This window comes from Paenibacillus sp. FSL R5-0341 (genome assembly GCF_037975235.1).
Lineage (GTDB): Bacteria > Bacillota > Bacilli > Paenibacillales > Paenibacillaceae > Paenibacillus > Paenibacillus amylolyticus_A.
The window spans coordinates 1,260,507-1,273,751 of the sequence record NZ_CP150241.1 but is presented as its reverse complement, the minus strand read 5'-3'; the positions used below and the strand labels follow the sequence as shown (position 1 = coordinate 1,273,751).

Genomic DNA, 13,245 nt, shown 5'->3' with positions numbered 1-13,245 from the left:
GATGAATGTTCCCGGCTCGCGCTTCTTGATTTTTTTCGCATAAGAAATAGCTCGTTAGTTGGTATAAGGCCTTATGCTCCTCAGGTTTTGGCGTTCTAGACCGCCCGTTCGCTGCACACTTCGCGGAAGTTGCAATCCCGACAGGACCGGTGCGATGGCATCGCCGTGAAGTAATTGACGTCCTTGGGACGGTTGTAATACTCATCCTCCACGCAGGATCGCATCTCCTCGATGTAACGACCCACGTTCTCTTCCACCTTCCAGATATCCTCTTCCGTGGCCGTAAACTCTCGATGCTTCCCGGTTAACAGGTACTCCACTCGCAGCTCAATCTGCTCCAAGGGAACCTGGTAATGCTCTCTCACATAAGATGCGTACAGCATTAACTGATCCGAGAAGTCATCTTCCTTGCCCGTCTTCCAGTCCACAATGACAATATTGCCGTTACTGCGCCGATACAATAAGTCCATCTTCACATACACGCGTGTATCGTGCAGCATCATGGTATCCCATTTCTCGATCTCCAGAATGTCCGTACTCGCCCGGGACAAGTCCTCCCACGTAAGCGTCTGGTACAGGTTACTGACACAGGCCGAAGCCCGCTCCTTAATCGTGGCGATCCGGTCATTCAATGTATCGTCCCCGTAATAGATCTCGGACAGCATCGTGCGATTCTTGGGGTTCAACCGCCACTGATCCGTGTCCATCGATTCCACATACGCCTGATTCAGCAGCTTGCGTATCGTCTGTTCCAGAAAAGATTCACGCGGTTTATCTTTGCCCTCTTCCCTGCTGCGTACCGCTGACTCACACATCCGATGCGCGAGATCCCCGAAGACAAGGTACAGATTGCTTAGCTGCTTCAGACGATACAGACGAACCTGCATCTCATCGGCAGAGTCTGTCTTCCAGCCGTTATGGGCACCGTAATAATGATAATAATATTTGCGCAGGCACTCATCGAACATACTCGCCCGCGACTGCGAATAAGACCATTGCGGGTATTGTGCCATAAGAACTTCTGCCTTTCTGTATGCCGGATCTGCATGAGATCCCTTAATGCTCACAGTATAAAGCCCGGGTAACATTGCCGCAAGCGCGCTTCCGTTATTTTCTTCTGACGCAACCGTTTCCGATTCGATCCGTATCGTTTATATAGTAACATCACCAAAAGATGAAATGGCGGAGCAGAACGCATAATATACTCTATAGAGGGCAGCGAATTCGGGATGCTAGTACGGGTCCAGCGCAGGCCCGACACTAACGAATCTCACACACGAACGTGAAATAAGACGTACTCGGTTCGATAGACAATGATTTTATGTAAAAAAATCGTACAGGCATATCCTAAAAGGAGGCACCACCCATGAATCGACCGGATTGGTTCCAGGCGGAAGAAGCATTACAACAGATCCAAGTCATCGGAAGCGACCGGAATGAGCTCGTGAACATCATCGGCGATGTAGAAGGATTGAATTGCATTGGCACAGGTACGGATGCGGCGGTATTTACGTATGACGGCTTGCCGCAGTATGCCTTCAAGATGTACTCGGATCATGCCTTGGACAAACTAGAAAACGAAAACCAGGTATACGAACAACTCAAAGGCCTGCCATATTTCCCTACCTATTACGGCAGCGGCCGGAATGTTCTTGTGATTAGTTTTGAACCCGGGGATACCCTGCTGGAATGTTTGGAAAAAGGAATCCCCGTCCCCGAGCAGGTGATGCTCGATGTGGACGCAGCGCGAGAAGCCGTTCGCAGCCGTGGGCTGAACCCCCGCGACATTCACCTGAAAAATGTACTTCTTCAGAACGGACGCGGCAAAGTAATCGACGTATCCGAGTACATTCAGGACGGTAATGACAATCGCTGGGAGCATCTTGTCTGGGCCTATCACAACATCTATCCGCGGATCAAAGGGACGCCCATATCACCTCGCATGCTGCAAACGATCAAATGGGGATACAATCAGCTCGATCATGCCAATGTCAAAATGGACGACCTCTCCAAGAAAGCCAATCGTCTGTTCTCCAGATTTATGAAATGAGCACGTTGTACACATAGATGATTGTATTGTTATTATTGAATCCAAACCACCCGGATGAACGCCTTGAATTGGCCTTTATCCGGGTTATTCTCCGTAGACATAGCCTTCGTTATGGACATTTTAGTCGTAACTACGGCTATACTTGCTGTGCCCCACCTTCTTTCCTCCCCCGCCCCTGCGAGGGGGTCATGCCCTTATACTGTTTGTATAACTTCGTAAAATAGTTGGCATTGTCGCAGCCTACTCTGGCGGCGATCTCCGTAATGGTCAGACTGCTGCCTTGCAATAATTGTTCTGCCTCACTCATCCTGCACCCGTTCACGTATTCCACGAAGGTACGTCCGGTCAGCTTTTTGAACATTTTACAAAAGTGATACGCATTCAGTCCCACATGGCTTGCCGCTTCGGTAACAGACATCTTTCCTGTGGGGTTCGCTTCAATCTGTGCAATCAACTGTTTGAAGCGTTCGCGGTTGGGAAAATACGATCCTACTGATTTATCCGGTAGCTGATGTGGCATAAAGGTACGCGCAAGCAGGGTGAACAAAGCATGCAGTTTGGACTTCACCACGAGCTGATAAGCCGGGGGCTGTAAAGCCATTTCCTCTACGGCTTCATTCAGCAAAGAATAATAGCCTGAACAGGCTGCATTTTCCTCTGCCGGTTTGACCGGAAACCTCACCCTGCCTTCCAGATACGGCGCGACATATTGCTCATGCACGGGATCATGAGTGAAATCATGAAACAGTGCACGGTTAACTACAACGGAATCATAATCCACATCCCCATCATCCAGAGCATACCCGACATGCAACGTGCCTCCGGGAATGATGATGACCTCGCCCGCTTGAACCACATAAGGTTTGCTATCGATATGGAACAGCGCACTTCCTTTACGCATAACAATCAGTTCAAAATGTTCATGCCAATGCAAATACAGAATACATTCTTCCTTTTTCATATCCAAACACCGATTTCGGAACAACTGAAATGGATGTGATTTATGATCAATTCGGGTGTTTTCGTGAAGCGCTTTCAGATCCAGCACGACTTCTTCCCCCTCTTCACAAGATCCGACTAATATTACACAAGATTGTTTAGAGCCATCCCGTTAATCCACGTCTATAATGAGTGTCACGAAGTACTATAAGCCAATATTGGAGTGAATTACAACCATGAATAAATCATTACGCATCGGTACCCTTGTAGGCGGGCAGGACGCCGTCCGCGTTATCCCGCAGATCATGCAACACGGTTTCGAATCTTTTAACCTGACCTTCTGGCAAACGACAGGCGATCTGGATTTGGCCGAGACAGCCAAACGTGTCCGTGAAATCGTGGACGAACAGGGTATTGTCATCTCCGCGGTGAGTGTATTTGGTAACCCTCTCACGGGAGCAGGAGACAACGCCGATACGCTGGCAAGCTGGGAGCGAGTAATCGATCACGCACAGCTCTTCGGTGCAGATATCGTCTCCGGGTTCACCGGACGTCTGACCGATCAACCCATTAACGAGTCCATCCCCCGGTTCAAGGAAGTATTTGGTGAACTGGCACGCCGGGCAGCAGACCGGGGTGTACGGATTGCTTTTGAAAACTGTGATATGGGTGGAACCTGGCAGACAGGCGACTGGAACATTGCCCATAATCCGACAGCTTGGGAGATGATGTTCAACGCTGTTCCGGATGAAAATGTAGGCCTGGAATGGGAGCCTTGCCATCAAATGTCCAGCCTGATCGATCCTATTCCACAGCTGCGCAAATGGGCTCACAAAGTATTTCACGTGCATGGCAAAGATGCCACGATTGCCTGGGATATTGTCAAGGAATATGGCGTGCATGGACCACGTGAATTTGTATGGCACCGCACCCCGGGCTTCGGAGATAGCAACTGGGCAGACATCATCACCATTCTGCGTCAGAACGGTTATAAGGGCACGATTGATATTGAAGGCTGGCATGATCCGGTGTACAAAGATGAACTCGAAATGACCGGACAGGTGCATGCATTACGATATTTGAAACAATGCCGCGGTGGCGATTTTGTGCCCAATCCGGTATAGAAAACCTCATCATTTGAAGACTACTAGGAAGAAACCATTTGAACTGTATAACAGAATCCATGCGAAGGAGATGAGAATATGAGTCATCCTTATCGGGTAATTATCGCTGGCTGCGGTGCCATGGCGAACACATGGGCCGATTACGCCTTGCAAAGGCCGGATACAGAAATCGTCGGGCTGGTTGATCTGTATGAACAGACAGCCAGTGCTTTTGCTACAAAATATGGCCTCAACTGCCCCACGTTCACCGATATCCGTGAGGCCATTCAAGCGACTGGTGCGAATGTTGTATTCGATGTCACGATTCCGGCGAGTCATTACGGCATTGCCATGACAGCGCTGAAGGAAGGATGTCATGTATTTGGTGAAAAACCACTGGCAGAGTCCTTCTCCGATTGCACAGATATTGTGCAAACCTCTCGCAGTACAGGACACATTCAAGCCGTGATGCAGAATCGCCGTTTCGATCCGCGTATCCGCGCCTACCAGCACCTCATTTCCGGCGGGGCTATAGGGCAGGTAGGTTACGCAGGGGCCGACTTCTTCCTCGGGCCACACTTCGGCGGATTCCGGGATCTCATGGATAGCCCGCTGCTGCTCGATATGGCGATACATACGTTTGATCAGGCCAGGTATATTCTCGGAGCCAACCCGGTATCGGTGTACTGCCATGAGTTCAACCCTCCAGGTTCCTGGTATCAGGGCAATGCGATGGCGTTATGTATATTTGAGATGTCTGACGGGTCCGTATTCAACTATCGCGGATCCTGGTGCGCAGAAGGTGTACCCACATCATGGGAAGCAAGCTGGCGCGTAATCGGTGAAAAAGGAACCGCCATCTGGGATGGTCATGATGACATCTATGCTGAAGTAGTTACTGCGCAAAGCCTGGATGCTGACGGCAAACCATCCTTTTTTCAGCCGAGCGAGCGGATTGAAGCGGAACTGCCTGTCATGGACAAAACAGGTCATCACGGCTGTCTCGAAGACATGTTCGCCGCACTGGAATCCGGACGATTGCCTGAGACCGATTGCAGCGATAACCAGTTCAGCATGGCTATGGTCCTCGCATCCTTGGAAAGCGCACGCACAGGCCAGAAAGTCTTCATCGCCGATCTGCTGAAAACCACATAGCGCAGCACCTGTGTATCTCATCATAAACAAAGCCCAAACTGCAAAGTTCAACAGTTTGGGCTTTCCTGGTTTTTTACCTACTCCCCTATTCTAAAAAATGATGTCGTTCAAAAAACAGTCATGCCAAATAGCAGAAGTATTGCAGGGAACGAAATCGATTCTGAAGAAACAACGCGGTCGCCTTTATCCCCGGATTTCGACTTTACAAAAGGCGATCAGGAAATCCGGGGATAACAGCGATCAAAAGAACGATTCGTAACCGGAACGGCCACTTTGCAGGCAGTGAGCAATTATTTTTTTGAATTACATCACTTATAGAATTCCTTTCTTCATTGCCTTATACACCAACTGCGAGAACAGGCTGTTGGACCAAGCAAACCAAGGTCTGGTGAACGTGTTTGGATCATCGGCGTGGAAACCCTCATGCATATATCCGGTACCCGCATCCGTGTTCTCCAGCAATTCAATCATTGCAAGCATCTCCTCGTCATTGTCTGCGGTGAGCCCCTGCATGGATAGCGCCATGTGCCAGATGTATCCCGGAGGGGTATGGGGGCTGCCAATTCCTTTGGCTACCTTCCCTTCATAATAGAACGGATTTTCCTTACTCAGAATAAATCGACGTGTGTTCTGATACACCCTGTCTTCAATCGAAGCATACTCCATATACGGAATAGACATCAGCCCAGGTGTTCCTGCATCATCCATCAGACAAAAGTTGCCGTAACCGTCCGTCTCATAAGCATAAATCTGCCCATACTCTGGATGACGATAAGTACCGTAAAGGGAGATACCGTGTCGTATTTCTTCTTCCAAACGAGACAGCCGGCTTACCAGTTGTTCATCGCGGAACACCCACTTCGCGATCTCCCCCATCTGCCGCAAGGTTACCGCAGCGAACATATTCGCTGGAATATTATAATGAAAATCACAGGCATCATCACTCGGACGGAATCCAGACCAGATCATACCCGTATAATTCACTGGCATACCCAGTCCTTCATTACGCAGGGTATCATGGGCTGGACAATTGCGACGCATGAAGCGGTAAGATGAACGTTCTGCATGATGCTGTTCTGTCTCCCATAGTTGTACGATACTTTCCATCACTTTCTTGAAGCGCTCATCGAATATATCCGTAAGTTCCGTCTCCCGCCAATATGTATAAGCCAGCTTCATGGAGAAACAAAGAGAATCCAGCTCAAACTTCCGTTCCCACACCCAAGGTGACATCTCCGTCTCATCATTGGCATCCCAATGCCATCCATTCGCCGTTTCATTGAATGCATTAGCATAGATATCCTTATCAATATAGAGCGTATGCCGTTTGATCAGGCCTCCGATGATACGCTGCAACTTCTCGTCACCCTTCGCAAGCGGAACATAATGCATGACCTGCTCTACCGAATCTCTTAACCACATCGCGGGAATATCCCCTGTAATTACAAAGGTTGTCCCATCCTCCAATAGCTTCGTAGTCGTTTCCAGTGTATTCGGAAAACAATTGCGAAACTGAGCCCGCAATCTCGGTCGATGTTGCAAACGCTCGTCCGCCTCAGTCAGAATATCCTGCACAGCTTGCGGCAATTCCAGTTGTGGCATAGGGATTTTCGGTAATCTGAACTGTTCCATGGATGTCGTCTCCTTATAACTCTATTGTTATTTTTGTTATGATAAATTATAATAACATTATTATCTGTAAGTGTACTGTGTCAGAAGATGATCGTCAAATGAAGGAGTAATGATATGTCACGCAAAGTATCCATTCAGACGCTGGCTGACCAGCTCGGATTATCCAAATATGCCGTCTCCCGCGCACTCAGCGGCAAGACGGGCGTTAGTGAAGCAACAAGAGCACGGGTACTGGAACTCGCTCGGGCTTTGGGATATCGCCAAAGTACTCCGGGGGCTAGCAATAGTCCTGCTGCTGCAAACCATGCAGATCCTTCCGATCCACCGTTCGCTCTCATATGCATGAATCAGCTTAACCGTGGTGAACCCCACTACTGGCAACGTGTCCTGTCCGGCATGATATCCGCCTGTAATGAGCGTGGTTGGCATCATGCCATTGTATCTCCCTCACTCGGAGTGACGGACGAGAACACCTCTCCCGAAAAAGCCATTGCCCCTCACTTGGATTGGGAACGTTGTGCCGGGATTATTGTCATGGGGGCTTTTCCTCATACGGTTCTGCAACGACTCTCTCAGACCGGTCGTCCTATTATTCTGGTAGATCATCAGGAGCCCCTACTGAATTGTGATACGATCAGCCATGATAATCTGGAAGCTGGCATCACCGTGGCTAGATATCTAATGTCTATGAATTGCCGAAGAATCGGTCTCATCACAGATGATGGTCGTGCTGCGAGCTTCGCCCAGCGGAGGATCGGGATTGAGTTGGCTCTGAACCATTTCCATGTGGAAACCAGTCATACGACCAGCTTCAGAGAATGGAATATTCCGTATGAAAATGGGGAATGGGTTAACCAGTTGGCTGCAACAATTCAAAACATGCCAGAGGACGAACGTCCCGATGCCTGGATTGGTGTTAATGATGATATTGCCTTGCAGTGGATGCACAAATTACAGGAGATGGGCATCTCCACGCCTAAAGATTGCCTTGTGATCGGTATCGACAATGTACACTCTGCGGTTACGTCCTCCCCGCCCCTGACCACGGTTAATCTGTGCAAAGAGGAGCTTGGACAGCGCGCCGTCGAGGCTTTACAACGCCGGATCGAACGACCGGGAACACCGAAAGAGACGGTTATGTTATCGACTACGTTGATTCCAAGGGAATCGGCGTAATTCAGAAAACATAAGCAAGCTCCATTCGGATAGAAAAATTCATTGGGTACTTGCTTCTACCCTCAATCTGGACCATACGAAAGAGGCCCCGCATATCATTATGCAGAGCCTTTTTCATATACCTTATATGTCTATCTACATATCCAGAATCCAATCTGTTGTTCCATACTTATGCCATCCATTCAGGGCTTCATTTACTTCATGGTTGAGGATTGTACTAGTGATTATTTTAGCCAAGGCAGACTACTGTACGATGGAAGATCCACTTCCCAATTCACATCACGATACTCTCTATCGACCACCTCACGTTTTAAGGTGAATTTTGTACCCTTTTCTTCGTCAAAGCCACGAATCTTCAATTGCAGATCATCTTCAACGTATTCACCGTTATTATTAGGCTGATCTGGATAACCGATCACCTCAACAGGATACTCTTTTCCTGATGCATCTAATGCCACCCAGCGATCACCCATGAAAGCATTTAGGAAGGTCCCACTCCCCTTCAGAACTAGTGAATATCCCTTCTTTACATCAATCTTCGGAGGATCATACGATTCCATCACTGGCTCGTACTCAAAATCATAGAATAATATTTCATCTCCAAGCTGTTCAAATTGTGCAAAAGCATAAAAATTCTTGTCCTTACGCCTTTTCTCCAGATCAACTTCCACTGATTTCTCTTCCTTCACCGGGAGGGTGTAACCATCCAGAACAAAGCGAATGTTCTTCGCATCTACTGTAACCAATGCAGGGTCCCATGTCTCTGACAACTTCAACCGCCCACCATTCTTTAACTCACTCAGATCTTGGAGCCGAAACTTGGCTTGACGGGAATCTGGTCTTATCCCATTGAAAATTCGATATTCATTTGTTTCAGGGATTTCAAGATGGTAGATGATGCTCATATAGTTCGCCCAATCCTCATCAACTTTGGCACGAAGTTCATCATCCAGACTCACATTCAAGTCAAGCCGGGTTCCGTTTGGCGTGCGTACAAGCTGTGTCATATCGAGCTTCAGTCCTTCTGGCGTCGTATATGTGTTATCCATAGAATTTTCAACAGCCAGTGACTTGGCTTGGGTCATATCGATCTTGAATTGGAAGCTCCAATCCACCGTAACATCTCTATTTTCGTAGGATTTCTTCTCGTAATTATAATAGCTGCCCATATTTAAATTACGCAGTTCACCCCGCACGATCACCTGATCCGGAATTTCATCATGAAACTGAAATAACAATCGTTCAGTTAGAGGGTCCTTTGTTCTTGTATCTCTTGCAAGAGTGGCAACCTGTCTCCCCTCTTCATCCGTAACATGAATTCTCCCCAGCTCAGACAGTAACCGTGATAACCCTAATCCATCAGGTGTTGTTTGTTGCATGGTCATTACCATATGAGATCGGTCTACCAGCACGTCTTCAATCTTGAGCGTGTAGCCTTGGTCATTAATATAGATGTTCGGATTAACCACAAGTCCGAGAGGTTTAAGACGCTTGTAATCATCCGCAAAATAGGAATATTTCAATGCTTCAGGCACAGGTATGTTAGGCAATGGCAGACGATCCACAGCATTTACCAGGGGTTGCGCTGGCTCTGCTGTTCGGTCAAAAGCAAAACAAGCCCCTCCGGCAAGGATCACAACAGCCGCTGCAGCGATTCCAGTCCGGCGCAGCCAATGCGCTCTGATGGATTTTTTCACGAATGAATGCTCTTCTTCGCCACTTTCAATAGACACGCCATCCAGCTTCTGCATGACCTTAAGTGTAAAATCAGAATCCGGTTCCTCACGGTACAGGTGCTCCTCCCACAACCGATCTTCATCCCTTGAAATAGGCTTCATACGTAGCTAAACCTCCTTTGCGTTCCATTTGCTTCCTCAGTGTCTTTTTCCCGCGATAAAGGGCATTGCGCACTTTGGTTGAACTCATGCCTGTAATATCCGCAATCTCTTCATAGCTCAACTCGTTTGTGTACTTCAGTAATAACACCAAGCGATACGATTCCGGTAACTGCTCGAGTTGGCGGTATATTTCACGCTGCATCTCCTTATGCAGCACACGTTTTTCCGGTGTTTCATTACTGACAGGTTCGATCCCTTGATCAACCGGAGACATGACGGGTTTCTTTTCCCGCATAAAATCCCGCATTCGATTCACCGCAATGGTATACACCCACGACGAGAAACTGCTTCCCTCCCGCCTCGACGGGAGATAACGATAGATGCGAATGAACGTATCCTGAGCGAGATCCTGTGCATCCGGATGACTCGCGCCCATTCCGCGCATGATGCCGTAGACTTTATTTTTATATCGATCCACAAGCACGGAGAACAACTGCTTATCCCCTGCAACAATGCGCTGAATAAGCTCCTCCTCCGGTATCTGTTGAGTCATGTAATCCCCCTTCTCCACAGCTTCCATGCATGGTTCTGTACTATATAGACGGAAGCCGTTCCCGAAACCTCTCACTTTATCCAAAAAAAAGAATTCGCCCTTATCGGCGAAGCCGACTGGGTGAACTCTGCTTATTTGCCTCTTAATTTTCCCCGTTCTTCTCCGTGACAAAATCAGCAAGCTGTGAATAGATCGCCACAATCTCATCCATCGACATGCGCACGAGTCCACTGGACGATGGAGCGACGAATTCCTGAATTTCCTTGACGACCGGGTCGTCCTGGAATCCCCATTGCACTTTGGCACGTTTGCTGTACTGGGTGTATACACCTTTTCCGACAAAACAAGCGATGTCCGGTCGGTATTCCTCCAGCTTTTGCCGTAAAATTTGTCGTCCTTCCGCGTACTCTTCCTTCGTAATATCTTCCACACCTCTGGTGGGCCGGGCCACAATATTCGTGAATCCGTACCCCAGTTTCAGCAACTCTCCATCCTCCTGTGCATCATACAAACGCGGGGTTAATCCCGACCGTTCAAGAATGCGCCAGAACCGGTTTCCTTTGTAAGCATAATGATGACCTGTCTCTCCAGACGTAATGCTCGGATTGAAGCCGATAAACAATATCGATAAACCAACATCCAGATGATCTGGAATCATAATGGGAAGCCCCCTTATCTTTTTTAGCCAATTCACACTTTCAACTGTGTATAAAATGATATAATAAGCAAAGCATTTTCGAAATCGGATTGAAATTTTCATGAAAAAGGAAGCTGAAACTGATGATTGCAGACATCATGCTTGAAGTCGTCCTGCCCGTCTTTCTCCTGATCGCCGTCGGGTCCTGGATGCAAAAGGTGTTCAAGCTGGACTTGTACACCCTCGCCAAAATCAATTTCTATTGTATTACCCCCGCAGCCGTCTTTATGAGCATGTATCACTCGGATATGTCCGGCGAACTGCTCGGGACTGTGACACTCTTTTACGCAATATATGTATTAATTCTCTATATTGTAGGTTCTGTATTTGCGCGCTCACTTAAGATGAATAAAGGCATGAAGGCTGCCTTCAACAACAGCATCATGCTGGATAACGCAGGCAACTACGGACTGCCCATCAATGCACTGGTATTCCGCGGCGATCCACTGGCCTCTTCCATTCAGGCGCTGGTCATGTCTTTGCAGGCATTGCTGACATTCACCTATGGCGTGTTGTCCATTCAGGGAGCTAAGCTCAAGGGTAATTACCGTGCGGTAATTATTGGATTTCTTAAAATGCCCGTTCCGTATGCACTCTTACTGGGGATTCTGTTCCACATGTGGAAGGTTCCCTTGCCTACGTTCCTGTCCATGCCGCTGACCTATGCGCAGCAAAGTATGGTTGCCGTGGCGCTGTTGACACTCGGGGCACAGATTGTAAAATATCCGATCCGGCTATACCGTCTTGATGTGTATATTAGCACATTTTTGCGTCTCCTGATTGGCCCCGCCATCGGTATTTCAATTGTGCTACTGCTTGGACTGGAAGGCATCGCTGCACAGGCACTCATTATCGCTTCGGGTATGCCGACAGGTGTCAACGCATCCATTCTCGCGGAAGAGTATGATAACGAACCCGATTTTGCAGCCCAGACAGTACTAATCTCAACGCTCTTGAACATCATTACAATTACGGCACTGATCTCTTATGCCAAAACGTTCTAAAATAAAAAAACAAGTCCATGACCCATGAGCAGGGTTGTGGGCTTGTTTTTTTGAGTGTTCAAACTATGATTCAAACGTCGTTCGTTCCGGGAACTTGCCGCCTTCCCTGAATAAACATCGTACCAGTCGCTGCGCGGCTCGGTTAAAGAAAAAACTCGGGCTTACCCCATCCACCTGGACAGGTTCTAGCTCCTTCACACTTTCCTTGATCTTATTCATCTCAATGAGCCCCATCTTGCGCTCATTCGGTCCGAATCGATAAATAACCTTCTCATCGTCCTCCGTCTGTTTCACCAGCAGAATCATGGATGCCATACAGGTTACCCCCTATCGTTACGTTATGAGATTCCATTAATCACTTGCCTACTATAATTATTACCCAGATTCTAGTGGAAGGATATAGGACTTAAGTTAGTTATACCTAAATTAAATATCCTAATGTAAAGATTCTCTTCAATGAGTCGTTAGGCTCACAAACACCGTATTGACGCTATCCTTCTGGATAGTCACTGTCATGAAAGTGCGTACTGCCCAAGTCGTTTTTCTCCGTTTATACTTACCCTAACCTTATTTTGAATTCCAAAGGAGAGAAACATATGACTGCAGCTCAAATCTATAGCCACGGTGTACCGTGGGAAGAAGCATTTAGCGTCGCACAGGGATACAGCGTTAACGGTATGATCTACATTGCAGGACAATTTTCGCATGATATGCAGGGGACGTTTATTGGTGTGGATGATATTGAAGCTCAGGTTCGTCAGACACTGGATAACTTGGATCGTGTACTCGCAGGATTCGATGTGACCAAGTCGAACATTGCTGAACTGGAGATTTTTCTGGTTCACCCAAAGGAGCATCTTGAGGCGTGTGTCGCCGTGTACAAAGAGTATATTGGTACGCATCGTCCGGCTGTTACGATGGTCGGGACGTCAGGACTCGCCTTCCCTCATCAACTGATTGAGATTCGCGCAGTTGCACATACGAACTGATTCAGGTCACCTCAAACGTTGCAGTACAAAGCACACAGGCCTGATAAGGAACTTGCTTTAACGAAGTTCATATGCCAAATAAGCCGGTTCGGATTAACTCCGAACCAGC

Annotated in this window: 13 protein-coding genes; 6 read left to right on the top strand and 7 right to left on the bottom strand. The window is 47.9% G+C overall.

Features of this window, described 5'->3' with window-relative positions; translation table 11 throughout:
- Window positions 1-95: 95 nt before the first annotated feature.
- Window positions 96-1,013, bottom strand: coding sequence for a PD-(D/E)XK nuclease family protein (locus MKX75_RS05610; protein ID WP_339170358.1), 918 nt, complete (start codon window positions 1,011-1,013; stop codon window positions 96-98).
- 353 nt (window positions 1,014-1,366) lie between these two features.
- Between MKX75_RS05610 and MKX75_RS05605 the strand changes: the two genes are divergently transcribed.
- Complete coding sequence (locus MKX75_RS05605; protein WP_339168820.1) at window positions 1,367-2,050, top strand: serine/threonine protein kinase; 684 nt, start codon at window positions 1,367-1,369, stop codon at window positions 2,048-2,050.
- A 136-nt stretch (window positions 2,051-2,186) separates the two neighbouring features.
- Here the strand turns inward: MKX75_RS05605 and MKX75_RS05600 are convergent, their stop codons facing one another.
- A complete protein-coding gene (locus MKX75_RS05600; protein ID WP_062832934.1) occupies window positions 2,187-3,098 on the bottom strand; it encodes an AraC family transcriptional regulator in 912 nt (303 codons plus the stop codon).
- A 127-nt stretch (window positions 3,099-3,225) separates the two neighbouring features.
- On the opposite strand from MKX75_RS05600, the gene MKX75_RS05595 reads away from it, so the two are divergent.
- Together MKX75_RS05595 and MKX75_RS05590 are read left to right on the top strand one after the other, a co-directional pair.
- On the top strand, window positions 3,226-4,113 hold the full coding sequence (locus tag MKX75_RS05595; RefSeq protein ID WP_339168819.1) for a sugar phosphate isomerase/epimerase: 888 nt from the start codon (window positions 3,226-3,228) through the stop codon (window positions 4,111-4,113).
- Window positions 4,114-4,191: 78 nt separating this feature from the next.
- A complete protein-coding gene (locus tag MKX75_RS05590; RefSeq protein ID WP_339168817.1) occupies window positions 4,192-5,247 on the top strand; it encodes a Gfo/Idh/MocA family oxidoreductase in 1,056 nt (351 codons plus the stop codon).
- Window positions 5,248-5,559: 312 nt separating this feature from the next.
- Here MKX75_RS05590 and MKX75_RS05585 read toward each other — a convergent pair whose 3' ends face one another.
- Window positions 5,560-6,879, bottom strand: a complete 1,320-nt coding sequence (locus MKX75_RS05585; protein ID WP_076331864.1) for a glycoside hydrolase family 125 protein — start codon at window positions 6,877-6,879, stop codon at window positions 5,560-5,562.
- A 114-nt stretch (window positions 6,880-6,993) separates the two neighbouring features.
- Here MKX75_RS05585 and MKX75_RS05580 point away from each other — a divergent pair, with 114 nt between their 5' ends.
- Window positions 6,994-8,055, top strand: a complete 1,062-nt coding sequence (locus MKX75_RS05580; RefSeq protein WP_339168816.1) for a LacI family DNA-binding transcriptional regulator — start codon at window positions 6,994-6,996, stop codon at window positions 8,053-8,055.
- Between the two features lie 224 nt (window positions 8,056-8,279).
- Here the strand turns inward: MKX75_RS05580 and MKX75_RS05575 are convergent, their stop codons facing one another.
- The 3 genes from MKX75_RS05575 to MKX75_RS05565 form a co-directional block, all read right to left on the bottom strand.
- Window positions 8,280-9,893, bottom strand: a complete 1,614-nt coding sequence (locus MKX75_RS05575) for a hypothetical protein (protein ID WP_339168815.1) — start codon at window positions 9,891-9,893, stop codon at window positions 8,280-8,282.
- Window positions 9,871-10,446 (bottom strand): sigma-70 family RNA polymerase sigma factor, encoded by a 576-nt coding sequence (locus MKX75_RS05570; RefSeq protein ID WP_339168813.1) that lies wholly within the window; start codon window positions 10,444-10,446, stop codon window positions 9,871-9,873. Before MKX75_RS05570 ends, MKX75_RS05575 begins: the two co-directional genes overlap by 23 nt.
- 142 nt (window positions 10,447-10,588) lie before the next feature.
- The gene (locus MKX75_RS05565; protein WP_339168812.1) at window positions 10,589-11,104 is read right to left on the bottom strand and encodes a mismatch-specific DNA-glycosylase; all 516 of its coding nucleotides are present in this window, start codon (window positions 11,102-11,104) and stop codon (window positions 10,589-10,591) included.
- 122 nt (window positions 11,105-11,226) lie between these two features.
- Between MKX75_RS05565 and MKX75_RS05560 the strand changes: the two genes are divergently transcribed.
- On the top strand, window positions 11,227-12,147 hold the full coding sequence (locus MKX75_RS05560; protein WP_062832926.1) for an AEC family transporter: 921 nt from the start codon (window positions 11,227-11,229) through the stop codon (window positions 12,145-12,147).
- A gap of 63 nt (window positions 12,148-12,210) precedes the next feature.
- Here the strand turns inward: MKX75_RS05560 and MKX75_RS05555 are convergent, their stop codons facing one another.
- Window positions 12,211-12,462 carry a hypothetical protein gene (locus MKX75_RS05555; protein ID WP_062832925.1) on the bottom strand — a complete coding sequence of 84 codons (252 nt, stop codon included), beginning with the start codon at window positions 12,460-12,462 and terminating at the stop codon, window positions 12,211-12,213.
- 281 nt (window positions 12,463-12,743) lie between these two features.
- On the opposite strand from MKX75_RS05555, the gene MKX75_RS05550 reads away from it, so the two are divergent.
- The gene (locus MKX75_RS05550) at window positions 12,744-13,136 is read left to right on the top strand and encodes a RidA family protein (protein ID WP_339168810.1); all 393 of its coding nucleotides are present in this window, start codon (window positions 12,744-12,746) and stop codon (window positions 13,134-13,136) included.
- Window positions 13,137-13,245: the final 109 nt, after the last annotated feature.